21 protein-coding genes and 1 pseudogene are annotated in these 26446 nt (G+C 43.7%); 15 read left to right on the top strand and 7 right to left on the bottom strand.

The window, feature by feature from the left end; all coding sequences use genetic code 11:
* Positions 1-5: 5 nt before the first annotated feature.
* The 4 genes from MKY63_RS00345 (at position 6) to MKY63_RS00330 (ending at position 4762) form a co-directional block, all read left to right on the top strand.
* Positions 6-1109: a glycoside hydrolase family 88 protein gene (locus MKY63_RS00345; protein WP_036679257.1), complete on the top strand. Its 1104-nt coding sequence runs from the start codon at positions 6-8 to the stop codon at positions 1107-1109.
* Positions 1110-1260: 151 nt separating this feature from the next.
* On the top strand, positions 1261-2382 hold the full coding sequence (locus tag MKY63_RS00340; protein ID WP_036679258.1) for a glycoside hydrolase family 88 protein: 1122 nt from the start codon (positions 1261-1263) through the stop codon (positions 2380-2382).
* A 22-nt stretch (positions 2383-2404) separates the two neighbouring features.
* Positions 2405-3766 carry a glycoside hydrolase family 28 protein gene (locus tag MKY63_RS00335; RefSeq protein ID WP_036679261.1) on the top strand — a complete coding sequence of 454 codons (1362 nt, stop codon included), beginning with the start codon at positions 2405-2407 and terminating at the stop codon, positions 3764-3766.
* 39 nt (positions 3767-3805) lie between these two features.
* Positions 3806-4762, top strand: coding sequence for a pectinesterase family protein (locus MKY63_RS00330; protein WP_036679262.1), 957 nt, complete (start codon positions 3806-3808; stop codon positions 4760-4762).
* 89 nt (positions 4763-4851) lie between these two features.
* Here the strand turns inward: MKY63_RS00330 and MKY63_RS00325 are convergent.
* Both MKY63_RS00325 and MKY63_RS00320 read right to left on the bottom strand, forming a co-directional pair.
* Positions 4852-5394, bottom strand: a pseudogene (locus MKY63_RS00325) (NADP-dependent oxidoreductase).
* A gap of 18 nt (positions 5395-5412) precedes the next feature.
* Positions 5413-5877 (bottom strand): MerR family transcriptional regulator, encoded by a 465-nt coding sequence (locus tag MKY63_RS00320; RefSeq protein ID WP_036679270.1) that lies wholly within the window; start codon positions 5875-5877, stop codon positions 5413-5415.
* Positions 5878-6053: 176 nt separating this feature from the next.
* Here MKY63_RS00320 and MKY63_RS00315 point away from each other — a divergent pair, with 176 nt between their 5' ends.
* From MKY63_RS00315 to MKY63_RS00295, 5 genes are all read left to right on the top strand, one after another.
* Positions 6054-6905: an SDR family NAD(P)-dependent oxidoreductase gene (locus tag MKY63_RS00315; protein ID WP_036679275.1), complete on the top strand. Its 852-nt coding sequence runs from the start codon at positions 6054-6056 to the stop codon at positions 6903-6905.
* Between the two features lie 97 nt (positions 6906-7002).
* On the top strand, positions 7003-8982 hold the full coding sequence (locus MKY63_RS00310; protein WP_051491071.1) for an ATP-dependent DNA helicase: 1980 nt from the start codon (positions 7003-7005) through the stop codon (positions 8980-8982).
* 219 nt (positions 8983-9201) lie between these two features.
* A complete protein-coding gene (locus tag MKY63_RS00305; protein WP_076107508.1) occupies positions 9202-10245 on the top strand; it encodes a YeiH family protein in 1044 nt (347 codons plus the stop codon).
* 110 nt (positions 10246-10355) lie between these two features.
* Positions 10356-11165 carry a MerR family transcriptional regulator gene (locus tag MKY63_RS00300; RefSeq protein ID WP_339811056.1) on the top strand — a complete coding sequence of 270 codons (810 nt, stop codon included), beginning with the start codon at positions 10356-10358 and terminating at the stop codon, positions 11163-11165.
* A gap of 199 nt (positions 11166-11364) precedes the next feature.
* Complete coding sequence (locus MKY63_RS00295; RefSeq protein ID WP_076317055.1) at positions 11365-13302, top strand: FAD-dependent oxidoreductase; 1938 nt, start codon at positions 11365-11367, stop codon at positions 13300-13302.
* A gap of 76 nt (positions 13303-13378) precedes the next feature.
* Here the strand turns inward: MKY63_RS00295 and MKY63_RS00290 are convergent, their stop codons facing one another.
* Positions 13379-13795: a helix-turn-helix domain-containing protein gene (locus tag MKY63_RS00290; protein WP_038569750.1), complete on the bottom strand. Its 417-nt coding sequence runs from the start codon at positions 13793-13795 to the stop codon at positions 13379-13381.
* 135 nt (positions 13796-13930) lie between these two features.
* Here MKY63_RS00290 and MKY63_RS00285 point away from each other — a divergent pair, with 135 nt between their 5' ends.
* Entirely contained in the window at positions 13931-14392 is a 462-nt protein-coding gene (locus MKY63_RS00285) for a DUF2798 domain-containing protein (RefSeq protein WP_076273137.1), read from the top strand.
* A 114-nt stretch (positions 14393-14506) separates the two neighbouring features.
* Here the strand turns inward: MKY63_RS00285 and MKY63_RS00280 are convergent, their stop codons facing one another.
* Positions 14507-15448, bottom strand: coding sequence for a MerR family transcriptional regulator (locus tag MKY63_RS00280; protein WP_076107504.1), 942 nt, complete (start codon positions 15446-15448; stop codon positions 14507-14509).
* A 345-nt stretch (positions 15449-15793) separates the two neighbouring features.
* On the opposite strand from MKY63_RS00280, the gene MKY63_RS00275 reads away from it, so the two are divergent.
* On the top strand, positions 15794-17608 hold the full coding sequence (locus MKY63_RS00275) for a methyl-accepting chemotaxis protein (RefSeq protein WP_339811050.1): 1815 nt from the start codon (positions 15794-15796) through the stop codon (positions 17606-17608).
* A 528-nt stretch (positions 17609-18136) separates the two neighbouring features.
* On the opposite strand, the gene MKY63_RS00270 is transcribed toward MKY63_RS00275, so the two are convergent.
* Together MKY63_RS00270 and MKY63_RS00265 are read right to left on the bottom strand one after the other, a co-directional pair.
* Positions 18137-19024 (bottom strand): NAD-dependent epimerase/dehydratase family protein, encoded by an 888-nt coding sequence (locus MKY63_RS00270; protein ID WP_339811047.1) that lies wholly within the window; start codon positions 19022-19024, stop codon positions 18137-18139.
* A gap of 472 nt (positions 19025-19496) precedes the next feature.
* Positions 19497-20504, bottom strand: coding sequence for an RNA polymerase sigma factor (locus MKY63_RS00265; RefSeq protein ID WP_076098480.1), 1008 nt, complete (start codon positions 20502-20504; stop codon positions 19497-19499).
* A gap of 183 nt (positions 20505-20687) precedes the next feature.
* Here MKY63_RS00265 and clpP point away from each other — a divergent pair, with 183 nt between their 5' ends.
* Both clpP and MKY63_RS00255 read left to right on the top strand, forming a co-directional pair.
* Complete coding sequence (gene clpP / locus MKY63_RS00260) at positions 20688-21269, top strand: ATP-dependent Clp endopeptidase proteolytic subunit ClpP (protein WP_076098479.1); 582 nt, start codon at positions 20688-20690, stop codon at positions 21267-21269.
* A 21-nt stretch (positions 21270-21290) separates the two neighbouring features.
* Positions 21291-21497 carry a hypothetical protein gene (locus MKY63_RS00255; protein ID WP_036679303.1) on the top strand — a complete coding sequence of 69 codons (207 nt, stop codon included), beginning with the start codon at positions 21291-21293 and terminating at the stop codon, positions 21495-21497.
* A gap of 48 nt (positions 21498-21545) precedes the next feature.
* On the opposite strand, the gene MKY63_RS00250 is transcribed toward MKY63_RS00255, so the two are convergent.
* Positions 21546-22541, bottom strand: a complete 996-nt coding sequence (locus MKY63_RS00250; RefSeq protein WP_256717790.1) for a LacI family DNA-binding transcriptional regulator — start codon at positions 22539-22541, stop codon at positions 21546-21548.
* A gap of 274 nt (positions 22542-22815) precedes the next feature.
* Between MKY63_RS00250 and MKY63_RS00245 the strand changes: the two genes are divergently transcribed.
* Complete coding sequence (locus tag MKY63_RS00245) at positions 22816-24564, top strand: alpha-glucosidase (protein WP_081382356.1); 1749 nt, start codon at positions 22816-22818, stop codon at positions 24562-24564.
* A gap of 611 nt (positions 24565-25175) precedes the next feature.
* Complete coding sequence (ltrA, locus tag MKY63_RS00240) at positions 25176-26438, top strand: group II intron reverse transcriptase/maturase (protein WP_036681916.1); 1263 nt, start codon at positions 25176-25178, stop codon at positions 26436-26438.
* Positions 26439-26446 lie beyond the last annotated feature (8 nt).

The raw sequence follows: 26446 nt of genomic DNA, 5'->3' as shown, positions 1-26446 counted from the left end.
TCGAGATGACTGTACAGATACCTACAACGCCGATAGAGTGGGCAAAAAAAGCTTGCGATTCACTAATGGATACTTACAGGGCGGGAGAGCTTCCCCCCGCGCATCGATGGCACTATCATCAGGGTGTATTTCTGTGTGGCATGGAGCTTTTGTGGAATGCTTATCAAGAAGACCGTTATATCAACTATATTCAGGAATATGTAGATGATTTGGTGGATGAATACGGGAACTTTTATTTTGCACGTGATGAGCTGGATGCGGTTCAAGCAGGACAGTTACTATTCACTCTTTATGAACGGACAGGCAAACTTAAGTATCGTATTGCAGCAGAGAAGCTAAGAAATTTACTGCTCACACTAAATAAAACCTCTGAGGGCGGGTATTGGCACAAGGATAAGTACGCCAACCAAATGTGGTTGGATGGACTTTATATGGCTGGCGTATTCTCCTTGAAATATGCTAATGTCTACGATGAACCAAGCTTGCGTGAAACGGTCCTTCATCAGGAAATGTTAATGCGCAAGCATATGAAGGATGAGACAACGGGTTTGTTATACCATGCCTGGGATGAGAGCCGGCGGATGCCTTGGTCGAATCCGGAGACGGGTTGTTCACCGGAGTTCTGGAGCCGATCATTAGGATGGTATGGTCTCGCCTTATCGCAATTTCTGGATCTGTTACCTTCCCATGATTCAGCCCGGACAGAGCTGTCTACTACGCTGAGAGATTTTGTGGATGCACTTATTCGTTACCAAGATCAAAAAAGTGGACTTTGGTATCAAGTCGTAGATAAGGGACATGAGCCAGATAATTGGCTGGAGACTTCAGGGTCATGTTTGTTCGTCTATACGATTGCCAAAGCCGTGAAGCATGGCGTTGTAAGTGATGTGACTATCGCTACAGCTGCCGCTAAAAAAGGATATGAAGGGTTAACCAAAGTAATCCAGTGGGATGAGCATAACCGATTAGTTCTGCCGGACATTTGTATCGGTACCTCAGCTGGAGATTACGAGAGTTACGTGACTCGGCCTAAGGTTAAAAATGATCTGCATGGTGTGGGCGCATTGGTGATGGCTTGTGTTGAAATACAGTCAATGCTCCAAGACTGAATCGCTCCGTATCCTTACTAAACAATGACTTGATTCTCTGAGATTGCAGAGAATCAAGTCGTATTATTTTATGTACAAAGTAATCCTTAAATCGGGTGAACCTATTTCTAGTTTTTGAGCTCTTAAATTTATAAATATTTTGGGGGTTGGGATGAAGAAATCACAGTGGGCAATTCAAACGGCAGACTCTATTATGGCGCGGACACCGAAGCTTTATGAAGATAAAGGCTACAAAGGAAGCTGGACCTACGATTATGGCGTGGTATTGAACGGTTTTGAATGGCTTTGGAAGCAGACCGGTGATTCGAAGTATCTGCAGTTCATTCAAGATAATATGGACTACTTTATTCAGGAAGATGGCAGTGTCAAGGGCTACCACCTAGAGGAGTATAACATCGATCATATTAACAACGGAAAATTATTATTGACTCTATATAAAGAAACGAAGCAGGAAAAATACAAAAAAGCGGCTGCTCTACTTAGAAAGCAACTTGAGACCCATCCGCGAACCTCGGAAGGTGCTTTTTGGCATAAAAATATATATCCCTATCAGATTTGGTTAGATGGACTTTATATGGGCGCTCCTTTTTATTTAGCCTACTTGCTAGCTTTTGAAGAAGGAAAGGGACTTGGGGATGTAACTAAACAATTTATCTTGTGTGAGAAGCATACGAAAGATCCGGTAACAGGTCTGCTATATCATGCATGGGATGAACAGCGTATTCAACCTTGGTGCGACCCTGAAACAGGACTTTCGCCTAACTTTTGGGCCCGTTCACTTGGCTGGTATCTCATGGCATTGGTTGATGTTCTGGAATTGCTGCCTAGTGAGCACTCAGATTATCCAGAGCTGGTACGAATACTAAATGATACCTTAACTGCGGTGAAGAAATATCAGGATAAGGAATCCGGGGTCTGGTATCAAGTGATTAATCTAGGGGAACGCAAAGGAAATTATCTTGAGGCCTCTGCTTCAAGTATGATCGTGTATGCCATGGCTAAAGGTATCCGATTAGGCGTGTTAAACGCTGGATGGTACGAAACATTAGATCTGGCTCAACAAGGACTTATCTCGGAGTTTGTACTAGAAACCAAAGAAGAATGGGTCAATTTAAATAAGAATTGCCAAGTAGCAGGATTAGGTGGAGTGGACCAACGTGACGGTACTTTCGCTTATTACATTAGCGAGCCTATTGTCACTAACGACCAAAAAGGTGTGGGTGCTTTCCTTCAGGCCTGTGTGGAATACGAACAATTAAGAGGCTGGATCTGATATAGAACAGGGAGGCTTATGAATGTTGATCTACAATATTGAGGATTTTGGAGCGCTTAAGAATAGTAAAAAGTTAGCGACAGAAGCGATAACGCGTGCAATTGAAGCGGCAAATAAAGCCGGTGGAGGAACCGTTTATGTGCCGGCTGGTACGTTCTTAACCGGTGCAATTCATATGAAAAGCAATATCGAATTGAATTTAAATCCTGGTGCCATTCTTTCATTCAGTACGAACCCGGAGGATTACCCTGCAGTGGAATGCAGATGGGAAGGAGTGAAGCAGCAGGTTCATTCACCTTGTATTTATGGAAGAGAGTTAGTTAATGTATCGATCACTGGCAGCGGAATGATTAACGGAAATGGTGAACTCTGGTGGGATAAGTTTCGGAACCGCCGGGAAGAGCTGCAGTATCCCCGGCCGACTCTAATCGGCTTGGACAGCTGTCAGCGGGTAACCCTTAAAGATATCGCGCTGGTCAATTCTCCAAGCTGGACCGTTAATCCGATAGGCTGTTACAATGTGACTATTGATAATATTTCCATTCTGAACCCGGCGGACTCTCCAAATACAGATGGTATTAATCCAGAGTCTTGCACCAATGTGCGAATTAGCAATTGCAATATTGATGTCGGTGATGACTGCATAGCGATCAAGGCAGGAACTGAGGATACCAAAGAACGAGTTCCTTGTGAGAATATTACGATCACCAACTGCACTATGGTACATGGACACGGGGGTGTCGTACTCGGTAGTGAAATGAGTGGAGATATTCGTAATGTCACGATTAGTAATTGTGTGTTTAAACAAACCGATCGTGGAATCCGGATGAAATCAAGACGGGGACGCGGGGGAACGATTGAAGATATTCGGATCAGCAATATTGTAATGGAGGACGTTATTTGTCCGTTTACTCTAAATCTATATTATTTCTGTGGACCACGCGGAAAAGAAAAATATGTGTGGGATAAAAATCCTTATCCGGTTACAGAGGAAACGCCGTGTTTTAGACGCATTCATTTTGCCAATATTACCGCACGTAATGTTCATGCCGCAGCGGGTTTCTTATACGGGCTTGCGGAGCAGTATGTATCCGAGATTACGTTTACCAATGTGGACATCTCCATGGCGACGAATGCAATTCCCGGCCATCCAGACATGATGACAGGGATCGAAAACATGAATAATCGCGGGTTTTTCCTCGGGAATGCAAGAGATGTTCAATTTCATCAGGTGACGATTGAGAACCATGAAGGGCCTGCTTTTTACATTGAAAATGGAGAAGCTGTAGAGATCATAAATTGTCGATCAAAAAACACGAAGAAGCCGGAAAAATTAGTAGAACAAGCTACAGTGTCACCTGAAGAACAGAATGTCTGTCCATAAGAGAGAGTCATCAATTTATTGAAAGGAAAAGAATCCACTATGCTTGTTGTAGGAAAAGAATCCTTTTGCGCTTATCACACGATTCAAGAGGCGATAGATTCACTAGAGCAGGGGCCATCCGGTCAAGCGGATACGCTTTATATTTTGTCAGGGGTCTATAAAGAGGCAGTGCGGATTTATCGTTCTAATCTTACGATCATAGGGATTGGCTACGTGGAGATTGTTATGAATCGTTACGCGAAAGAGCGTGATGAAGCGGGCGAAGAAATCAATACATTCTCTACACCAACGTTATTTCTGGGCGGCAGCCATCTGATCTTGGAGAATCTGGTGATTACCAATAATGCAGGGCAGGGTGAAAATATCGGGCAGGCGGTAGCCGTGTATGCTAATTGTGATCAAACCGTATTCAGAAATTGTACTTTAAAAGGGTATCAGGACACGTTGTTCACGGGACCTTTGCCACCTGCACCCAAAGAGCGATCTACGTTTGGAGGTATACCACTGAGAAAGCACCATGCCCAATATCGGCAGTTGTATCAGCATTGCTATATAGAGGGAACAGTGGACTTTATATTTGGTGGGGCTACGGCTTATTTTGACAGATGTGAAATTCGCAGCTTGCGTCATAGTGAGAATCAAGCAGGTTATATTACGGCAGCCTCCACACCCGTGGGACAATCGTATGGTTATATTTTTAAAAATTGCTTTTTAACAGCGGCTCCTGATATTGCTCCGGTGTTTCTGGGCCGTCCATGGCGTGAGTATGCTAAAACCGTATTTGTAGATTGTCAGCTGGGTGCACATATTCATCCACTTGGCTGGGATAACTGGAACAACACCGCTAATGAACAAACCGTTTGTTATCAGGAATATGGCGTGAAGGATGCAATTCTCCTGAGTAAGCAACGTGTTTCTTGGGCAGATTGCTTTGAAGATGGGGACGAGACGTTGGATAAAGAGTTTGTTTTTGCTGGCACGGATTTTTGGAAATAGATAATTTAATTAACGAGTACACAAATAAAAAACGGTAGTCTAGACGAGAAGCATAAAGTCTTAGACTGCCGTTTTATTTATGTGTTGTATCACTTTATTTTTAATATGATCTTTCCTTTAGCTCTGCCCGATTCGGAATACTCCATCGCTTTCTGCGCCTCTACAGAAGGAAACACTTGATCAATAACAGGTTTTATTTGTCCGGACCTTATCAAATGCTTCGGTTTTATAATTGATAATTTGATCGGCTCCAAGTGACTTGACCAATTCTGCTCCAGCATCGCTTGTAGTAGTAGCCACGTATATCCCCATCGCTTAGGCAAGTTGGATAGCAAAAGTGCCAACACCGCCCGCTCCCGCTTGAATCAATACCTTTTGCCATCACCTATCTTGAATTTTTTAACATTCTTTCCTACTTGGATGACAATCCCTGAAAAATCATTTCCTAAAACTAGGGGCATATCGTATTTCAACAGCGTACGAACTTTGCCATCCCGCACTTTGAAATCGATAGGATTAATACTTGCTGCATGGATCTCTGCCAATACATCATAATCACCCACTGCGGGTGTAGGGACGTCGGCTAGTTGAAGAGGATATTTTCCGTATTTTTTAATTATCATTGCTTTCATCCTAAAAACTCCAACTCATTAATTATTCATTTTTGCTGTTCCAGAAAAATAACTCATCTCAACGGGGGAGATGTTTTTTGGTTCCGATCGGTCTTCGCTTTTATCTGAGCAGTCTCGGCGATATTTCCCTTGTTCCAGCTTGATATCAATAAAATCGACAACCTGCTGCAGCGACGAGATTTGGCTGACGATGTTTTCTCGATGGTTCCTTAAATGCTCCACCAGTTCAGGATAATCCGCGGGATCAGCGTCGGCGGAGACCGCCAAAAATGGCTGCATATCCTGCAAGGGCATACCTGTTTTTTTGAGGCAGGATAGCAGCCGGATTGTATCTATGTCTTCTTGCCGGTAAACGCGATGCCCGTTGTCCTTCCGGTCCGCCCGGGGAAGCAGCGCGATCTTTTCGTAATAGCGGATCGTATCCTCGGATATTCCGGTTTGCACGGCGGTTTCTTTTATCGTAAACGTTTGCTCTGCCTTCATACTGTACCTCCTGGAGATTGCTTTGTGTGTGCATTATACAACTTGGAGCTGACTCCAAGTCAAGACCTTATCTCTGGGACAAAATCTTTTTATTACGCCTTGACTTGGAGTCGACTCCAATTAATAAAATGTGCGTTAGAAGAGGAAGATATCCCGAATTCAGGAGGAGATTTACAATGAGCACTCAGCAACGTGAAAATATCGCATTGATTACAGGCGCTAACGCCGGGATTGGATTGGAATTAACTCGAAAACTGCTAGCGGAGGATTGGCAGGTGATTGCTTTGAACCGTTCCGATTTTCCGGCCGACGATGTGAACATCCAAAAAGCCATCAAAAACGGCTGGCTTCGTATTTATAAAACAACCGATCTCGCGGATTTTGCCAGCTTGAGAGGGACGCTGGAAGAGATCAAAGGCAAGGAGCAGCGAATCGATATTTTGTTCAACAATGCCGGCGGGAGCTTCCCCGAACTAAGCTATTCGAAACAGGGGCGCGAAAAGCACTATGAATTGATGACCGTTGTTCCGTATATTATTTTAATGGAATTGAAGGATATCCTACAAAAAGGACGCTTAAAAACGGTGATCAACACCTCATCCTCAGCGCTTAATTATACGAAAGAGTTTACGATAGAAATCTTGGAGCATCCCATAACCTTCCGCAAGCTGCTTGGTCCTTACGCCACCTCAAAGCTGGCATTATCGTTATGGACACAGGCCGCCGCGCCGCAACTTGCTAACGAGGGCATCATGATTCGCAGTGTTGATCCGGGTAGCAATAACACATTGCGAAAAGGGAAAAATTCTGGACTGCCTCTTATAGTTAAACCGTTGATGAAGCTGTTTTTCTCTCCGCCAACCCACGGCGCCGGCCAATTGTATGAGGGTGTTCTGGGAGAACACCGTGAAGAGACAGGTATATTTCTTCGGAAAGGCCAGGTTGCGGATTTGAAATTTAAGGATCAAGCCCGGAATGTTTTGGAAAGGATTAATAATATCTACGAAAATGAGTATCTTCGTTGTTAATCTGATCTTTAGATCTCTAATTTTTTTTTGTAATTCCTCCAAACGTATGAGATAATAGAGTTTTTCCGTTGATTCTATTTTTCATGGCATGGTAGAGATGCCTGATCAAATATTGGAGGTAGGCTTGTTGGCGAAACAGTATCCTTTTGAATATGATCGGACCAAACCTTTTATGGAGCAAGTAGGGGAATGGGTCGGAGATGTATTCTATGAAATTCTTCCTGAGGCTGGATTTGAAGTACGTGATGAACAGATATACATGGCCTTTCAGGTAGAGCGAGCTTTTGCCGAGAAAAAGACGATTTTTTCTGAGGCAGGGGTCGGAACAGGCAAGACATTAGTGTATTTGTTGTATAGCATTTGTTACGCGCGTTATATGGGCAAACCTGCGATTATTGCATGTGCGGACGAGTCCTTGATTGAGCAGCTTGTGAAACCGGAAGGCGATATCGCCAAGCTTGCGAAGCATCTGAACATGAATATTGATGCCAGACTAGCGAAATCTCCGGATAAATATATGTGTCTGAAAAAGCTGGATCAGGCTCGGAACCATGATGATGAAAGCTTACCACTGGAGAGCTTGTACAGTACATTACCTGATTTTGTACATTCACATGCACCGATGCAGCAATTCCATGCTTATGGAGACCGCAGAGATTATCCTGATCTGAATGACGAACAATGGAACAAGATTAACTGGGATACGTTTCAGGACTGCTTTACTTGCGATATGCGTCACCGCTGCGGGCAGACCTTGTCCCGTGATCATTACCGGAAATCAAGCGATCTGATCATTTGTTCCCACGATTATTACATGGAGCATATTTGGACCTATGAAGCGCGTAAGCGGGAAGGGCAAATCCCTTTGCTTCCGGATCACTGTGCGGTTGTATTCGATGAAGGACATTTATTAGAATCAGCGGCCATGAAGGCGCTTGGCTATAAGATGAAGCATGTCGTCTTTGAAGAATTGATTTCCCGCCTGCTACAGAATGAAATCCGTGAAACGCTGGCCGTTCTGATTGATGAAGCGATCATGCAAAGTGAGCAAATGTTCAAAGCGATTCGCCGTCAATGCCGAAACATACCTGGATCAGATCGGAAAAGCATTGAGCTGAATGCTTCATTGATTCGTGAGGTACACCGGATGCGGAGTGTAATTGCTGCTATCGAAGAAGAATTAGTATTCGAAAGCGGACTCTACACGATTGATGAATACCAACTGCGAATTGTGGAGGAACGTTTGGAGACCATAGAGATCGCTTTGCGATTGTTTGAGGATTCGGGAGCTCTAATCTGCTGGGCGACAGAAGAAAGCGATGGTCTAACGCTGTCGGTCATGCCACGAAATGTCAAAGAGGTACTTCAAGACAGCCTGTTCACGCAAAAAATGCCAATCGTATTCTCATCGGCTACATTGTCTGTGGATAAATCATTCCAATACTTGAAGGACAGTCTTGGGATACAAGATTTTTTATTCTTCTCTGTAGACTCACCTTATGACTATGAGCACCAGATGAATGTCTATGTGCCAGAGCTTCAGAGTGGGGATTTTGCTGAGAAAATGGAAATTTCCCTGAAGCTTATTCAGCGGACTGAAGGTAGAGCACTGCTACTGTTCCGTACTCGTGAAGAGCTTCTGCAGTTCAAGCAGCTTAACTCATTACGACCGGAAAGCAGTTCATATTCATTTTTATATGAAGGGGATCAAGAAATCAGCTATTTGATTTCGGCATTCCAACGGGATGAGCATAGCGTGTTATGTGCGGTCACCTTATGGGAAGGGCTGGACATCCCTGGACCTTCATTATCCAATGTGATCATATGGTCGTTGCCGTATCCTCCGCTTGATCCAGTGTTTATGGCAAAACGGGCGGAAACCTCCACTCCTTTTGAAGATGTGGATTTGCCTTACATGCTGTTAAGACTCAAACAAGGGATGGGGCGGCTGATTCGAACCGGTACAGATCAAGGAATTGTAACTGTACTTGCGGAAGAGGAAGGGCAACATCCGGTACACGAATATATAACTTCTGTACTTCCAAAAGGGACTCGACTACAGAAGCTGGAAGCCTAAATATCACTAACGATTATAATTGCTCCTTTCGTGAGGCAGATGCTACGGCATTTATGTTTCACTCGAAGGAGCTTTTTTTGTCTAAAATTAAGCATAAGTATTCCTAATCTTACGGATAGGATATTGGTATTTAACTTCCGAGCGATGTCGTATTATTGTTGAGTCATGGGATGTATTTATACAGCATCATCTAGAGATTCATCAAGGAGTGTATACGACATGGGTCAATCAGAAGGTTTGTATCAACCGGATCACAACAAAAAGGTTGGGTTTGCATTAGGGATAGGGCTAACCTTAGTTATCGCATTATTGGCGAAATTTTTAGCGGGTTTTCCATTCCTATCTATTATGGGGCAATTGGTCATTGCCATCTTAATCGGGATTATTTGGCGAGCTACGATAGGAGTGCCAGATAGCATCACACATGGCACCGATTTTTCCAGTAAAAAACTGCTTCGTCTAGGGATTATCCTGCTCGGTATGCGGCTTAATCTAATGGATATCGTTGCTGCAGGACCTCGGGTATTTCTTTTGGCAGTCATCGTCATTATATTTGCGATCTCCGTTGTATACGGACTGGCTCGACTGTTCAAAGTAGATAAGCGCCTCAGTATCTTAACTGCCTGCGGAACTGCGATTTGCGGTGCGGCAGCGGTGGTTGCCATCGCTCCACAGATAAAAGCTAAAGATGACGAAACGGCCATTGGTGCAGCTATAGTAGCTATATTAGGCACAATATTTACACTGCTGTACACATTTTTGTATCCTTTCCTCGGCTTATCAGATTTAGGTTATGGGGTATTCTCAGGAGCGACTTTACATGAGATTGCTCACGTTATCGCGGCTGCGGATGCTGGTGGAAATGCTGCCGTTGATATGGCGGTCATCGTTAAATTGACCCGGGTGGCTTTACTTGTGCCAGTGGCTATTTTAATTGGGATTTGGTCCAATCGTGAAGAAAGAAAAGTGCAAGGTGGAGCGGCTAAAGCTTCGTGGAAAAGCATTCCAATCCCCTGGTTTATTCTAGGATTTCTAGTTGTCAGTGGTGTGAATTCGTTAGGGATCGTCTCCGCATCAGTAGCCAATGGGATCGTTACGATTGCTTATATGTTAATCGCTATGGCGATGGCAGGGCTTGGGTTAAACGTTGATTTGGCGGCATTTAGACGGCTTGGAATGAAGTCTTTTGCAGCGGGACTTATAGGCTCGGTCATGTTATCTCTAGTTGGATTTATGTTAGTTCACTTACTTGCACTAGCGTAGTTAGCATGTACACCCTGAGTATGAAATGAGTTACTTCATATCCCAACAGCGTCTTTCTCTTTATCATTTAGTGTGGTAGGGTATGCATGAAATGAATGGAGGGACTTCAGGTGAAGTATTGCATAGGTGAATTTGCTTCCATTCTCGGGGTAACTGCGGATACGCTGAGATTATACGAGAAACATGATATTGTTAGGCCTACAAAAGATAACAGCAATAATTATAGATATTTTAATGATTTAGATGCAAGGGATCTGTTAATGAGCAGATGGTATCGCAGTATGGAAATTCCATTGCCCGAAGTGGCACTTTTGATGAAGGAGTCCTCTATTGAGCAAGTTATGGGAATGATGCAGCAGTCTCGGCAGAGTTTAGAAGAAGAGATTAAGCAAAAGACGATGCTGCTAAACAAGATGAATGAAATTCATAAAGAGCTTAAGGAAATAGAGTCCTCATTATATATATGTAAACTTAAACAGCTGCCAGGCATGTACAGGCTTAAGCAAACGGATAAAAATGCATTATTAAAAAATGATATCGTAAAAAGCCTCGTCAACACTTGGATGGATAGGCTTCCTTATGCGTTTTATTCTTTTAAGATTGAGGACGCGGGGGTGTTATCCGGTGATAATAACTTTGACTATAGCTGGGGGCTTACCTTACCAGAGGAGGAAGTGCAGAAATTTGCGATGGATATCGATGAATATGTAGAGTACATTAGCCCGAGTACCTGTATCTCGGCTATCATGTTATCTACGGATGGACATTATATCACGAAGAAATCCTTGCAGTTTATGATAGATTACATCGAAGCAAATGGATATACTATAGCGGGTGATGTGGTGGGTAAATTAATGCTCACTGAAAAAATAGAAGGCAATAACTGTTCGTATTTGGAAGTGAATATTCCAATTGTATAAGTGTATTTCTATAAACACCTGCTCTGAGAGCGGGTGTTTTTCTTTTTGGACAAGAATTGGACATTGACCTTGGTGCTGCACCAATGTTTATACTTCGGTATATAGCTTGGCAACGTTCGGTAGATATGTATAGATATGAATGTGAAAAATATCACGTTCTTGGCGAGCTATAAGATATTAGATACTGGGGGAGAAGAGAATGCGCAACAGAAATTTCACCAAGAAAATGCTCATGTTAACTTTTTGTATGGTGCTGATCGTTTCCATGCTGAGCGGATGCAAAGGAAATGGGGAGTCGGCAAATTCGTCATCATCATCTTTTAAAGCCGGTACATTCGCTGGGGAAGCGGAAGGCAAAGAAGGCGTGATTAAAGTAGAAGTCACTATGGATGAGCCAGATAAAATTAAAGATATCAAGATCGTAAGCCAGTCAGAAACGGGTGGTCTAGGCGATAGTGCACTTGAAAAAATAAAAGATCAAATTCTGGAGGGACAAACCTTGGCAGTAGATGCTGTTAGTGGTGCGAGTCTTTCCAGTGAAGCAATGCTCGCGGCCGTTGAAGATGCCGTAACCAAAGGTGGAGGAAATCTGGAAGTCCTCAAAGCCGGTGGCGTGCAAAAAGCGGGTGAAGGTAAAACGGAAAAGCTTGAATCAGACGTAGTGGTAGTAGGCGCCGGTGCTTCTGGTGTGTCCGCAGCGGTAACCGCTGCTGATAAAGGTGCCAAGGTTATTATTATCGAAAAAACAGGAGTTATCGGGGGAGCAAGTAATCTATCCTGGGCTGGTAAGTTCTATAATTCTTCCGCAGCTACTGACAATAATCTTAAAGTAAATGTGGAAAAAGAAATTGCCGATTGGATTGTCAACAATCACTGGAGAGTTGACGCTGCAGCGATTAGACAATACGTAACGAAATCCGGTGAAACTTATGATTGGTTAGCAGAAAAAGGGTATAAAACCAGCTTCCTAAACTTTTTCGGAGAGCAGCTGCATGTACTGCCAGCTTATGAAACCCGTGAAGAGACCCTTCGGAAAATGTTGGCTGAATCGGTTGAACAAAAGGGTGGACAAGTGATCACTGAAACCACTGCCAAAAAGCTGATTACCAATGAAGCAGGAGAAGTTACAGGTATTGTGGCTGAGAAATCAGACGGGACTACTCTTGAAATCACAGCAAAAAGTGTCGTAATGGCAACAGGCGGTTATGCCGCAAATTCGGAAATGGTTAAAGAAGCTTTTGGCTTTGAAGGGGTTAACGGAGGACTAGGTCAGAACGTTGGGGAAGGTCTGAAGATGGCTTGGGAAGCAGGAGCCAAGGTTCCTGATAACTTCGGTGGACAGATGCTGCACCAAACATTAGCCAGAGCAACACAAGGACTAAAAGCACAATATGAGCCTTTTGAAGCAAGTTATCCGCTCATGTTGACATATCTGCCTAACTTCATGAATGTCAGTTCTTCCGGAGCACGTTTCAGAGATGAAGCAGCTACATTAACATCGGTCGCAGCAGCTAATACGAGTGCATTTAATGGTGCTTATCATATGGTTATCGTATCAAAATCACAATTGGCTGCTCTTCAGTCCAAGGGGATGAAAGGTGTTAACGCACCAAGCCTGCCAGGAATGCCACCAGAATTTTATGCCGAATTTGCAGATCATTTCACGTTAGAGAATCCATGGGTAAATGCAGAAAAGGTCTTTGATTCTATGGTAGAAAACGGAGATGGCTTCAAAGGAAATACAATCGAAGAATTAGCAACAAATGCAGGTATGGATGTTGATGTGTTTGTAGAAAATTACAATAGTTATAAAGAAGCTACAAAAACTGGTGTGGATACTGAATTTGGTAAAGCTGCTGATTATTTAGAGCCAATGGGCGAAGAAGGACCATATTATGCCATCGTCGCTGAAATCAACAACTTGGGTTCTGTAGGTGGCTTGCTGGTAAACACTAAGTTCCAAGTGCTAAATGATAAACGTACACCAGTAAAAGGATTGTTTGCTGTAGGGCTTGAATCGGAAGGCGTATTATTCAACGATACCTATGTTGGCAATGGGGTTGGAATTGGTTATTCCTTTACCTCAGGTCGTCTAGGTGGAGAGAGCGCGGCAAACAGTGCTTTGAAAGCTAATTAACGACAATTTCCCGGAAAATAATTCAATCTTTTTAAAGACGCAGAGTAGACAACTCTGCGTCTTTTTTTGCTGGAGATTAGAGCCAATCTTCTTTTAGCAAAGATTTAAGAAGCTCTACATTTGTTACTCCTAGCTTGGCAGCGATCTGCTGCTCTAATTCAATTTTGGTGATCATCATTCTGTTATTGCATTCTATTCCCTTTGGAGTGAGGACAATATTTTTGTCACGCTGATTTCCTTCGACTTCAACGGCTTCGACATAACCACGGGATAACATGCCTTGAATGCTTTTATGCGTGCCCTGTCTTGAAATATGAATTATTCTACTGATTTCTGAGATCGATAACATTTCTCGGGCCTCAAGAACTGCAAGAATGTGGGATTCGGTCTTATTAATTTGATCCGGGTCTTTGTCTGTCACTATTTTACGTAAAGCTAGATGCTTCTCACTGAGTAAATCGATCAGGTTCATTTTTTGCAGCTGCTTATTCATTAGAACACTCCTAAATCATGGCTCGTTTACCCCAGTATAAGACATTTGCGAATATTGTCAACTTGGTTGACTTGATTTGAGAATTTGTGTTATTGTAATCCAAGTTGACAATATAGAGATAAAAGGAGCTTGAAGATGGGAAGAAACAAAAAAGAAGCATTTTTATTTACGTTCATCATGTGTTTTTTGATGGTGCTGGGTATGAGTATTTACAATGTAGCACTAATGGAGGGTTGGTCAGGCACGTTAGTTAAGGATGTGATTGTCGGCTACTTGCCTGCATTTATAGTTGCACTCATTCTAGATGTATTTGTTGTAGGCAAGGTTGCGAAGGGGATCGCGCATAAGCTGGTTAAAGAAAATGATCCGATGATCAAAAAAATCATGTTCATATCCTTTTTTATGGTGACCGGAATGGTATTGTTCATGTCCTTCTATGGCACAGTTCTCCATGTTGGATTTTCTGCTGAACTACCAAGAGCTTATCTGTCTGCCATAGGTAAAAATTTTATTTTTGCACTTCCACTGCAAATCATTTTAGTTGGGCCGCTTACACGATTTATTTTTGTGAAAATTACTCCAGCAGTGTCTGCGTAGGGAATAAATCAATAGAAGCAATGTACAACAAAACGCTCTCCGTCTGCCTGAATAAGCAGAAGAGAGCGTTTTGTTTTTTAAAAGATTAGAAACGTTTATCTATGGCTCGCTCGTTTACGTAAGCGCGTGAACTCTCTTTTTTACAGGTTCGAGTAGATTTAGGGCATACTCATTTCCGCTACCTTTGGGACTATCGTTGCGGATATGCTCCTCCAGACATAATCTGGAGTCGTGATCCGCTTGATAATCAGGATGATTATCCAGATACCCCATTAGGGCTTGCCATGAACCATAGATATCATCAGTGCTTTCTGTCAGAGCATAGAGGCCGCCGTCGAGCCGCATTTCCTTTAGATGAGCTGGTATCTTCACATTTTCCGGTATTGAGGCACAGAATCCATATCCGTAAGGTTTATTCTCACCACTTGGATGCGGGTTCGTATTGCCGCCAAACAGCCGTGCTGTGCCTAATAGTTGACTAGCTTCCAGCCATTCATTAACTGGGATCATAGCTTCATCTTCTGGAGAGGTACTAACCGCAACATTGTAGGCAAATCTCATAGCTGGGAGAGTAATGAATCTTACATGAATAGGGGTAGAGTGATTAATAGTTGGCATAGATATAACCTCCTCAGTTTTAGTCATACCATCCGATGGACTGCATGACTTTTCGTTTAGTTCAGATAATAATTGATTTGTAATGGGTTCCTCGAGATGGGCGGATATCCACTGTAAAAAGAGATGGATTTCACCTTCTCTATTTGTTAGTTCTGTTTTTTGATTGTGAATAGAAGCCGCTTGCTGGCTGAGCGCTTCGTACATGGACTGAACGGACATATTTTTAAGCACGGTTCCAATATCCTTGATGCTAATATCCAGCTTTCTTAATAATGAGGTAACCCGAATGGCGAGTATTGCTTTCTCATCATAAATCCGCCAGCCAGAGCTGCTGTCCCGCTTACTTTCAAACAATCCTTGTGCTTCCCAGTGACGCAGAGTCCGACTCGTCAGTCCGAATTGCGCAGAAAGCTTATCAATGGTAACAAATCCGCTCATAGACAACTCCCATTTCATAGTTTGATAAGGCGCCTTATGTGGATTATTTTAGCATTTAACGTTACGTCAATTGCAAGGAGAATTAATGATTGGGTATTCGAGATAATTTACATTTCTCATACAAAACATTGTCCAGTATTTAACGTCCAGCTTCTACAATCAAGATATTGGTAGAATGTACCTATTGCAATATGAGGCTTTATACGGAGGATGATATTGTTGAAAGCTAGGTCTATGCATCTAACTATGAAATGGAAGTTGATTTTGAGTTTTTCCGCCGTTGTTCTTTTCTTTTTGGGAGTAGCGTTTTATCAAAACCATAAAATCAGCCAAGTGGAGATTTCTATGGAAACGCAAAAAGCTGAGATGGAAAAACGAATTACCGTGTCATTAATTACGCAGCTGCTGCAGGAAATGAATGCGGTAGAATCTTCGTTAGCGGGTTCGAGTGATTTGGAGTTCGTCCAACCCTTTAAGGACAAGCAAACAAAACTGACTAAAGAGTTGGCGACGGTGGATTTTGCGGCAGATTCGCCGGCATTTAAAGAGTTAGAACAATTACATAGTCAGATTGGGGAATATACGGGATATTTTGACGAATTGGTAAAGACCATAGAAGACGAGCAGCTTGATCCCATGAGTGTGCTGGAACAAATCGATGAATTACATACGAAGGCTACAGCGTTGAGTGAAGTCATGCTAGTGACTAATGAACATTTGTATACGGCAGCAGCAGAGAATGCAGAAAAAGCACAGGATTATTCTTTTGATCTGCTTAATCTAACCACCTCTATAGTTGCTTACGCAGCTGTGCTAGTGTTTATTTTCACATTAGTGATTGCGGTTATGCTCATACGTTCCTTCCTGAATCCTATCCATAAACTGCAAGTGGCTCTGCGAAAAATTGCAGAAGGAGATTTGCGTCAGCAGATTAACTCACCTTACAACGATGAGTTGGGCAGTTTGAGTCATCATTTTGATCATATGGTGGAGCGGGTCCGGGAAATGCTTCAGCATACCCAGTCAGTAGCCTCTTCGCTGGCAACTTATTCGCATTCTTTTCAAGAATCTTCATCTATAACGGCGCATACGAATCAAGATATCGTAAGCACTATACAGGAAATTTCGGTAGGCGCAGAACAGCAGGCAGGACAATCCGAGCAGAGCGCTGGCCTGATTCAGGAGCTGGAACGTGAAGTGAATGAGATCACGGAGTATACCGAGGTTATGCTGGCTACCAGTCAAACGGCTAATCACAATACTCGTAAAGGATCTGAATCCGTCATCGCCCTCCGGGAGGTGTCTGAGCATTCGCGAGAATCTGTTAATAAAGTATATCTGGCTTTAACCAAACTGAGTGATCAATCAAAGGACATCTCGCGCATCACTAAATCCATAACAGATATTTCTAATCAGACCAATATCCTCTCACTTAACGCAGCAATTGAAGCAGCCCGCGCGGGTGCCTACGGAAAAGGGTTCGCTGTCATCGCTGATGAAGTAAGACAATTATCTGTGCAGACCAAAGAGTCCTCCGTACATATCAGTCAGATTATTAGCGAGCTGCAATCCGGGATGGATGAATTCCAGCAATATATGCTGGTGACCAAAGGAAATCTTGAGGAACAGGATCATAAAGTGGCCGAAACGTTGTCCTCTTTCGAAGCGATTGATCAATCTATTGTGGAGATTAGTAAACAGATTGGGCAAATTCACGACAAAGTGGATATGACTCAGACTATGAACCGTAGACTCGCAGAGTCTGTGCATGCCGTCGCGGCCATCGCCGAGGAAACTGCAGCAGGGGTGCAAGAGGTGAACGCCTCCAGCGTACAGCAGGATCATGCTATCCGTGATATAGCCCGTCAAGCCATTGAGATTAATGAAATTTCGCAGAATTTATTTAAAGAAATCAACATTTTTAAGATTGATTCGGATGGGGACGATGGGGTCAGATATGAAGGGGACAGGGATACAAAGCATGCTGGCACTCCAGAAGCTGGGGACACATTAGGAGACGCATTAGGAGATGATACATTAGGTGCTGGCGATCCTCCAGATGATAGCGGTACTCCAAATGATGGTGGTACACCAAATGATGGTGGTACACCAAATGCAGACGCTTCTAAAGAGGGGTCTTATCTGACAATCTCTGCGTAGCTCAGCGGGAATTGGCATTCGTAGCGTAAGGTGGAATAGAGAATAGAAAATAGAGAATAGAGTAGGGAGTAGGGAGTAGGGAGTAGGGAGTAGGGAGTAGGGAGTAGGGAGTAGAGTAGGGAGTAGGGAGTAGGGAGTAGGGAGTAGGGAGTAGGGAGTAGAGTCCAGAGATTAGAGTTTATAGAATAGAGTTTAGAGATGAGAGGCTAAAGTTTAGCGCTTAGTGAGGTTCTATCTGCCGTTTTGTTTTTAAGTGTATTTTATACAACTAAAAAGGTTTGTATTTAGCTTGATTAGGGTTTAGTTGTATTTAGTGCAGTTATTTCGAGGCGAAATGACGATAACGGTGGTTTGGTGGGGATATAATTGCATGAAATACAACTAAAACCAGGTGGGAGTGCACATACCTGAAAATAGTTGTATAGAGTGCAATTAACTCAACGCATAATTGTGTTTTGTTGCATAAAGAAGCTGGCTCCTTCGTGGGAGTATCCACGAAGGAGCCAGCTTTTTTATGTAGAAATATAATTAGTCCTCGTAAGTTTGATTTAGGGTGCTAACTAACTCTGGGAGCCAGTCGCTTAGAGTGAGAAACTTGTATCCCTCCGATTGAGCTTTAGCTGTATCCATAAACCAGGATTGTGTGATCCCGAATGGAGAATTATGCGCATCCGCTGTTTCGCTTTGAATGACGGCTTGTTTTCTGGTCTCTTTTTCAATCAGCGAGATAAGCTCCTTAATACTAACCGTACCGTCTGAGCAAGCGTTGAGAGGACCCGTCACCGTCGAGTTGCCGAGCCAATACAGAAAATTAGCGGCTTCGTCCGAACGGATAAAACAAATATTTGCATCTGGATTCGGAATCCCGATGGGCAGTTTATTACGTACATGTTCAATATGAAAATGGAGTCTTCGTGTATAATCGTCAGTTCCCAGAACAATCGGAAAGCGGACAGCGGCTACAGGGAAGTTAGCTTGTTGGATAAGGACGGCTTCCGCCAGTCTTTTCCCCTCCTGATAGGTGAAGTCATTTCGTCCTCCATAACGAATAGGGTGCGTTTCAGGATCGAACACCTCTTCCGTCAGCGCTTGCTCACTGAAATCATAAACAGATAAACTTGAAGTCAGTATGTAACGTGTGGTTTTGCCGTCAAAAATACGGCGCGCCTGATCCGCTTCATCAGGTGAAAAACAAATATTATCGTAGACTACATCCCAACTCGTATCACCTAATGCTTGAGCGAAGGCCTCCGGTTGAGACCGATCCACCTGTATCCGGTGAACGAGATCGCCAAAAGGGTCGCTTGTTTCCCCGCGCGTTAATATGGTTACTTCGTTCTTAGAATCCTCAAGCAGACGCTCGACCAAACGTTTCCCAAAAAAGCGTGTGCCGCCTAAAATAAGAATCCTCCTCATCAACCTCACTCCTTGATTGCTATTAATGGTTATTAAAATGACTGTTTATTGGTTTATGTGAAGCTTCTGATTCATTGTAGAGAAGCGGCGGGATCAGCCAGATCAGCAGCAATATATTGAGTTTTGAGTGATACAAATTGGACTAACGGGAAAGAGTTAGTTTGATTGTACTTCGTGCAATAGAATTCGTATTAGAGTGGAGAAAATTTGATCCTATTGCACTCTATACAATCAATGGATGATCAAGTGGCATTAAACTAGCTTTTCACCAGAATCTATTGCAGAGATTGCAGCAGATTCAATTTTTGCGGCTAGGACGGCGGATTCTGTTGTACAATATGCAACGTTTGTAGCTAGTTACCACAAACAGCCCAAATGTTAATTACACATTAAGCACACTAATCACAATTATATCTGTTCGTTTTTAACGTAACGAGACACTTAGCTGCCCGAAATCGAGCTTAACGAAAAACTACGCCACCATACACATTCCTGGCGTGGTATAATTCCAGCTGTTTGAACTGAATCCACCAGCTTGGAAGGTCTGGAAGCCTTGCAAGCTTTGGCTCGATACCGCCATTACAGGTTCCTGACTTTCGTCCGCAAATACAAGCTCGATCAGCTCGGCAATTTCCCCATGTTCATACGCGGCTGCAAGGCGGCTCAAGACAATCTGCATGGCTGTGTCCTGTGGTAAGGAAGGACCATCGGCCTGAAGCAGCTCTTGTCTTACGAGAGGAAGGGCTTGCCGGGCTCGGTGCAGAGCGGCTTTTATTGCCCCTTCTGTGGTATCGAGAATCTCGGCAGCTTCCATTGCAGAGTGTCCCAACACATCTCGAAGCAGGAATACCGCCTGCTGCAGCGGAGATAAATGCTCCTGTAGTGCTTGAAAAGCAGCTTCAATCTCAAATGAACCATACTCCGCAGAGGCTTCAGTGGGGGACTGATCCAGCTCCAACACTCGTGACAAGGTGGCTTTTCGCCGCATGATATCAATCCATGTGTTTCGGGCAATCCGAAAAAGCAATGCCTCAGGATTTGGGTGATTTGTAGAACTTGTATGATGAGTAGAATTTGTAGGAATCGTAGAATGCATTGCAGATTTTGCAGATGGTGCAGTCTTAGATGGCGTTACAGCCTTAGCAGACGTTGCAGCCTTAGAAAACGTATAGTTCATTTGATTAGTTTGATTAGTTTCAAGTTTTTCATTAGCTCCATTTGCTCCATTAGCCTTATCATTTTCAATGGTTTCTTTATTTTGTTTAACTTCATTCATTGGACTGTTCCCATTATTTGCGCTCGTTGAGTTCGAAGTCTTCATATAACCTAGAGCCTTGACCCATGTATCCTGAGCTAAATCATCGGCATCCCACGGGGATTGTGTCAATGCAAGACAATATCGCTTCAGAGCTATCTGCAAAGACCTGCTGTTACTTTCATCCGGCTCATCTCCGGTGCTAAGCTTCTCAAGGATGATCACTCTGCATAACTCCTTTTCCAGTAAGGTGATTTCGATTACTTCTAATAATAAACGAATGAGCAGGAAATTAAGATACGCAATTTTAAAAAATAAAAATTCTCACGCCTAACGTATCCTATCCCCATATTAATCCGTTTACAGGGTAGATTTCAAAACTCTAAAACAGATGGAGGTCGAATACGGATGGCGTACGTTCCTTATGTAGTCGAACAAACGAATCAAGGTGAAAGATCTTACGATATTTATTCGCGGCTGTTGAAGGACCGGATAGTGTTCGTAGGTGCGGAAATTGAGGATCAGCTGGCTAACAGTATTGTTGCCCAGTTATTGTTTTTATCAGCAGAAGATCCGGATAAAGATATACACATGTATATCAATTGTCCAGGTGGCTCTATCACCGCAGGCTTCAGTATTTATGACACGATGCAGCTTATTAAGCCTCCGGTGAATACCATTTGTACAGGAATGGCGGCTTCTTTTGGTTCTTTGTTGTTATTGGCTGGGGCCAAAGGGAAACGTTATGCCTTGCCGAATAGCGAGATTATGATTCATCAGCCGCATGGTGGGGCGCAGGGGCAAGCTAGTGACATTGCGATCAGTGCCAAACGTATTTTGAAGGCAAGGGAAGTGCTTGTGCAAATTACAGCGGACCGAACTGGGCAGACGGTAGAGAAGGTACTGCAAGATATGGATCGAGATTATTTCATGTCAGCCGAGGAGGCGGTTGAATACGGAATTATCGATAAGGTCATCACAAATCTCTAAGACGAAGGAGTGAAGAAGGCTATGCTGGAGGTTTTGCAGGGAAAAGAGGTAACAATCTATTTTGTGGATGGCTCCAACGCTACAAAAGGAGTGCTGGAAACGGTAAGTGAAAATTTCGTCAAATATCGGACGGATTTTGAAGAGTTTTATATTCCAATCAGCTCGATCTGTTCTATCTCTCTAGATACCAAAACGCGTGAACGAGCCAAAGTAGGGTTCACACAATAACATCAACAACATCATCTGTATAAAAAAGGGTTAGGAGCTCCACAGCTCCTAACCCGTACTTTCCCGAATAGCCAAATAATGAGCCACATTTGCATGATGCGGCACAACGGTCTCCCCTTTAATCAGCTTGATTAAGGTTCGGGTGGCGGTCATCCCAATCTCCGTTCCAGAGTATTCAACCGAGGAAAGCTTAGGTCGAACGATAGAGGCAATGAAGCTGTTATCAAAACCGAACACGGCGACATCAGCTGGCACCCGTAGACCGTTATCGGTTAAATAATTCATGGCTCCAACTGCCATCCAATCTGTGGAGCAAAACACCGCAGTAGGTAACTCCCCGCTATCCATAATTCGGCGCATGGCGTCGCTCCCATCTTCGACGGCCATCGCACTTTCTACTACCCATTCTTTCCTTAAGGTTATACCTGCATCCATAAGGGCTTGTAGATAGCCTTTATACCGATCCCCACCCACCGCATTATCTCCCGAGCCGCGAATCATAGCGATTTTGCGATGACCTTTTTGAATCAGATAAGTAACAGCTTCATAGGAGGCAGTTATATTGTCCAGATGAACGGAAGGAATCATATCCACCTGCGATTGTTGCCCGACAAGCACGCAAGGTGTATTTGAGCTGCGGATGATCTCCAGATGTTCATGGTTTGGAATTGAACCCACAAATATATTTCCTTCCGTCCCAATACGCTGGAACATCTTCAAATAGTGTTGTTCACTTTCTGCACTGCCGTCCGTTAATCCGACCATAATGTCGTATCCATACAAATCCGCAAGATCGCGAATACCAACATTGAAGTCATCCAGTACAGTGTTGCTATTCTGCGGAATGATCACACCGATCAGCTGTGTATTAGCTTTGTCCGTTTCAAGGCCGATGACATTCGGACGGTAGTTGGTTTGTTTAATAGCTTCCAGTACTCGTTTACGGACATCTTCGTTTACTGGTTTGCTGTTATTGATTACCCTGGACACCGTAGAGATCGAAACGTTCGCCATTTGGGCTATATCTTTTATCTTTACCTTCAAGAAGATCACCATAACTTTCCATATGATTCACTTGGTGTTTCAACTCTCGCAAGCATATCACGGATAGCTTCAAGAATCCAAAAGATTGTTGTTGACCTAGGAAATAAAAGGTCCTATAATGATCGCTGTAGGAAAATTATTTCCTTGAAAAAAGCTTTTTTTGAACGATAAAGTTGAATTTTTGCTAAAAACAATAACTAAATTATTAATTTTAATGAATTTCGGGAAAATATTTTCCTGTGAAGGGTATATGAATACGAAGGAGCTGCATGCATTGAACAGAACATGGTGGAAAGAAGCCACGGCGTATCAAATTTACCCACGGAGCTTTATGGACAGCAATGGTGATGGTGTAGGGGATCTGCAAGGAGTCATTTCTAAACTTGATTATTTGCAGGAGCTTGGCATCAATGTCATTTGGATCTGTCCTATTTATAAATCCCCAAATGATGATAATGGTTATGATATTTCGGATTATCAGGATATTATGGCGGAGTTCGGCAGCATGGCCGACTTTGATCAGCTGCTGCACGAGGTTCATGCACGAGGCATGAAGCTGATTCTGGATCTAGTGATTAATCATACTTCGGACGAACATCCATGGTTTGTTGAAGCACGTTCAAGCAAGGATAATCCGAAGCGGGATTATTATATTTGGAGTGATCCTAAGGACGGGGAGGAGCCGAATAACTGGGAGAGTATTTTCAGCGGTTCGATTTGGGAGCTTGATCCCGCCACAGAGCAATATTTTATGCATGTATTTTCCAAAAGACAGCCAGACCTCAACTGGGAGAATCCTGAGGTGCGCCGTGAATTGTATAGCATGGTCAACTGGTGGCTGGACAAAGGAATCGACGGCTTCCGGGTGGATGCCATTTCACATATTAAAAAAATCACCGGACATCCCGATCTGCCGAATCCACAGAATCTTCCGTATGTTCCGTCTGGCGATGGTCACATGAACCGTGAAGGGATTCACGATTTCTTGCAGGAGCTCAAGCAGGAGACGTTTGACCGATATGACATCATGACGGTTGGCGAAGCGAGTGGTGTAAATGTTGATCAGGCGGAGTCGTGGGTGGGTGAAGAGCAGGGCAAATTTAATATGATTTTTCAATTCGAGCATTTAGCTCTTTGGAATAAGAGTGTGACAGGTGGATTGGATGTTCTGCAGCTAAAATCAGCTCTCTCCCGTTGGCAAAAAGGTCTTGAGGGCAGAGGCTGGAACGCATTGTTCATCGAAAATCACGACCAGCCGCGTTCAGTTTCTACTTGGGGAAATGATGGCCAGTATTGGAAAGAGTCAGCTAAATCGTTGGCTACGATGTATTTCCTGATGCAGGGAACACCATTTATTTATCAAGGTCAAGAAATTGGGATGACCAATGTAAGATTTGAATCAATGGATGATTACGATGATGTGGCGATGAAGAACTTGTATCGTTTGGAGACTGAAGCCGGTAAATCACATGAGGAAGTCATGGAGGTAATCTGGAAGAACGGTCGAGACAACTCTAGAACACCAATGCAATGGAGCGACTCTGAAAACGCTGGTTTCAGCAGCGGCAAGCCATGGATGAAGGTGAATCCGAATTATACGGAAATCAATGTGGAGCGGGCGAAGCAGGACCCTTATTCCATCTATCATCATTACAAAAAGCTTATCGCTCTTCGGGCTGCTAATCCCGTTACTGTTTACGGGACTTATGATCTCATTTTGCCTGAAGATGAACGTATTTATGCTTATACTAGGACGCTTGGAAATGAAAAACTGCTGGTCATGTCTAACCTGACAGCAGAGGAAGCGCTGTTTGACCTTCCATTTGAATTGGAGTTTGATACTAGTGAGTTGCTCTTGCATAACTATGAGGTTGATCCTGCGGAGCCGATTGAGACTGTCGCATTACGGCCTTACGAGTCCCGTGTGTATATGCTGGTTAACGCACCTGTAGAGCAAGAGGGGAGCAGTGAACTTGTACCTGCACAAGAGTTAAGTGAAGCTTCTTTTCCAGAAACAGTTTAATATATTATTGTAATTCAAAGCGCCCGGTTATCCGGGCGCTTTTTTTGTGTGCGCCCAGCATGGGCGCTATCTATAGGGTTGAAGTCCCGAATGGCGAAGGCAGTAGTAGCCATTAGCTTAAGGCAAGGGTGTCCACCGCGAGGTGGAATCTGAAGGAAGCCAGCGGCAAATCTCCGGTCTGAGGAATACGAACTTCATACAAGGCTAACGTAGGCTGGATGAGGTTGCACAACAAACCAAAGTCCATACTGCCAAAGGCGTACGAGAGTAAATGAAGCAGATAGATGGAGAGGAAGATAGCGTTCTTACCTGGGGAGATCTGTGTGATAGGCGAGTATACTTCGTAACCCTACTTGTGAGAGTAGGCTGAGTGCACAGAAGTCAGCAGACGCCATAGTACGCAAGCTGTTGCAACAGCTGCGGAAGGGCTGAACATGGAATAGGATTTATACATCCAGGCGTTCAAGATGAGCGATGAATGCAGAAAAAAAAATCCGAAAGGACCTGACTGAAGAAGGAAACGGTGAATCCCGTGGGGGTCTTCAGCAGGGCGGAGTTCATCTTTGGCACAAATGGAAGGTATAAATCACGTAAAGAGAGGTTAAAAAAAAATGTTGGAGCAACTGCTATCACGGGAAAATCTTCTGCAAGCCTTAAAGCGTGTTGAAGCGAATAAAGGAAGTCATGGCGTAGATGGGATGTCCGTAAAATCCTTACGAGAACACATCGTACAAAACTGGCAGACCTTGCGGCATGCCATAGAAGAAGGAACCTATGAACCGAGCCCCGTGCGCCGAGTCGAAATCCCGAAACCCGGTGGCGGAGGTGTTAGGTTACTAGGAATACCTACCGTGACAGATCGAATGATTCAACAAGCAATCGCGCAGGTGTTAACTCCATTGTTTGATCCAGAGTTTTCCGACCATAGCTATGGATTCCGTCCGAAAAGACGAGGGCATGATGCGGTGAGGAAAGCTCGAACCTTTATGAAAGAAGGCTATCGATTCGTAGTCGACCTAGACTTGGAGAAATTCTTTGATCGCGTCAACCATGACCGACTGATGATGAAGATTTCGGAGAAAGTGGAGGACAAGAAAGTTCTCCTGCTTATCCGCAAATATCTTCAGTCAGGTGTGATGGAGAACGGGTTAGTAACCCCGACAACGGAAGGTGCCCCGCAAGGCGGTCCACTGAGTCCGTTATTATCTAACATTGTCCTAGATGAGCTCGACAAAGAACTCGAGAAACGTGGGCACCGCTTCGTTCGTTATGCGGATGATTGCAATATTTACGTGAAAACGCTAAGAGCAGGAGAGAGAGTCAAGACAACGGTCACCCGATTCATCGAGACGAGGCTAAAGCTGAAGGTGAACCAAGTAAAGAGCGCGGTAGACCGTCCCTGGAAACGAAAGTTTCTAGGATTTAGTTTTAGTGTGGACAAAGAACCAAAGGTGAGAATTGCGAAGCAGTCCTTACAGAGAGTCAAGGTTCGAATACAGGAGATATCCTCTCGAAAGAGATCGATGAAGATGGAAGAGCGAATCAAGGAACTAAACCACTACCTCATGGGATGGTGCGGTTATTTCTCGCTGGCGGATACCCCAAGTACCTTTCGAGATATGGATAAATGGATACGAAGAAGGCTACGAATGTGCCTCTGGAAGCAGTGGAAGACCCCTAGAACCAAAGTCAAAAGACTTATATCCTTAGGGGTACCTAAGGATAAAGCCTATGAGTGGGGAAATACCCGAAAAGGGTATTGGCGAATTGCAGGGAGTCCAATTCTACAACATGCATTGAATAACCAATATTGGGAAGCCAATGGATTAAAGAGTGTATTGGACAGATACAACTCCTTACGGAATATTTCATGAACCGCCGT

It is taken from the genome of Paenibacillus sp. FSL R7-0189 (assembly GCF_037969925.1).
In the GTDB taxonomy this organism is placed as follows: Bacteria; Bacillota; Bacilli; order Paenibacillales; family Paenibacillaceae; genus Paenibacillus_AQ; species Paenibacillus_AQ odorifer.
The sequence above is the reverse complement of the archived record's forward strand: the minus strand, read 5'-3'. Positions and strand labels throughout refer to the sequence as shown.

Excerpts from the sequence above, each read along its gene's own strand:
- MKY63_RS00320 (WP_036679270.1), bottom strand. The coding sequence starts at position 5,877 with ATGAAGGCAGAGCAAACGTTTACGATAAAAGAAACCGCCGTGCAAACC.
- MKY63_RS00285 (WP_076273137.1), top strand. The coding sequence starts at position 13,931 with ATGGGAAGAAACAAAAAAGAAGCATTTTTATTTACGTTCATCATGTGT.
- MKY63_RS00290 (WP_038569750.1), bottom strand. The coding sequence starts at position 13,795 with ATGAATAAGCAGCTGCAAAAAATGAACCTGATCGATTTACTCAGTGAG.
- MKY63_RS00255 (WP_036679303.1), top strand. The coding sequence starts at position 21,291 with ATGCTGGAGGTTTTGCAGGGAAAAGAGGTAACAATCTATTTTGTGGAT.
- MKY63_RS00335 (WP_036679261.1), top strand. The coding sequence starts at position 2,405 with ATGTTGATCTACAATATTGAGGATTTTGGAGCGCTTAAGAATAGTAAA.
- MKY63_RS00280 (WP_076107504.1), bottom strand. The coding sequence starts at position 15,448 with ATGAGCGGATTTGTTACCATTGATAAGCTTTCTGCGCAATTCGGACTG.
- MKY63_RS00315 (WP_036679275.1), top strand. The coding sequence starts at position 6,054 with ATGAGCACTCAGCAACGTGAAAATATCGCATTGATTACAGGCGCTAAC.
- MKY63_RS00270 (WP_339811047.1), bottom strand. The coding sequence starts at position 19,024 with ATGAGGAGGATTCTTATTTTAGGCGGCACACGCTTTTTTGGGAAACGT.
- MKY63_RS00310 (WP_051491071.1), top strand. The coding sequence starts at position 7,003 with ATGCCTGATCAAATATTGGAGGTAGGCTTGTTGGCGAAACAGTATCCT.
- MKY63_RS00295 (WP_076317055.1), top strand. The coding sequence starts at position 11,365 with ATGCGCAACAGAAATTTCACCAAGAAAATGCTCATGTTAACTTTTTGT.
- MKY63_RS00345 (WP_036679257.1), top strand. The coding sequence starts at position 6 with ATGACTGTACAGATACCTACAACGCCGATAGAGTGGGCAAAAAAAGCT.
- MKY63_RS00330 (WP_036679262.1), top strand. The coding sequence starts at position 3,806 with ATGCTTGTTGTAGGAAAAGAATCCTTTTGCGCTTATCACACGATTCAA.
- MKY63_RS00275 (WP_339811050.1), top strand. The coding sequence starts at position 15,794 with ATGGAAACGCAAAAAGCTGAGATGGAAAAACGAATTACCGTGTCATTA.
- MKY63_RS00305 (WP_076107508.1), top strand. The coding sequence starts at position 9,202 with ATGGGTCAATCAGAAGGTTTGTATCAACCGGATCACAACAAAAAGGTT.
- MKY63_RS00340 (WP_036679258.1), top strand. The coding sequence starts at position 1,261 with ATGAAGAAATCACAGTGGGCAATTCAAACGGCAGACTCTATTATGGCG.
- ltrA (WP_036681916.1), top strand. The coding sequence starts at position 25,176 with ATGTTGGAGCAACTGCTATCACGGGAAAATCTTCTGCAAGCCTTAAAG.
- clpP (WP_076098479.1), top strand. The coding sequence starts at position 20,688 with ATGGCGTACGTTCCTTATGTAGTCGAACAAACGAATCAAGGTGAAAGA.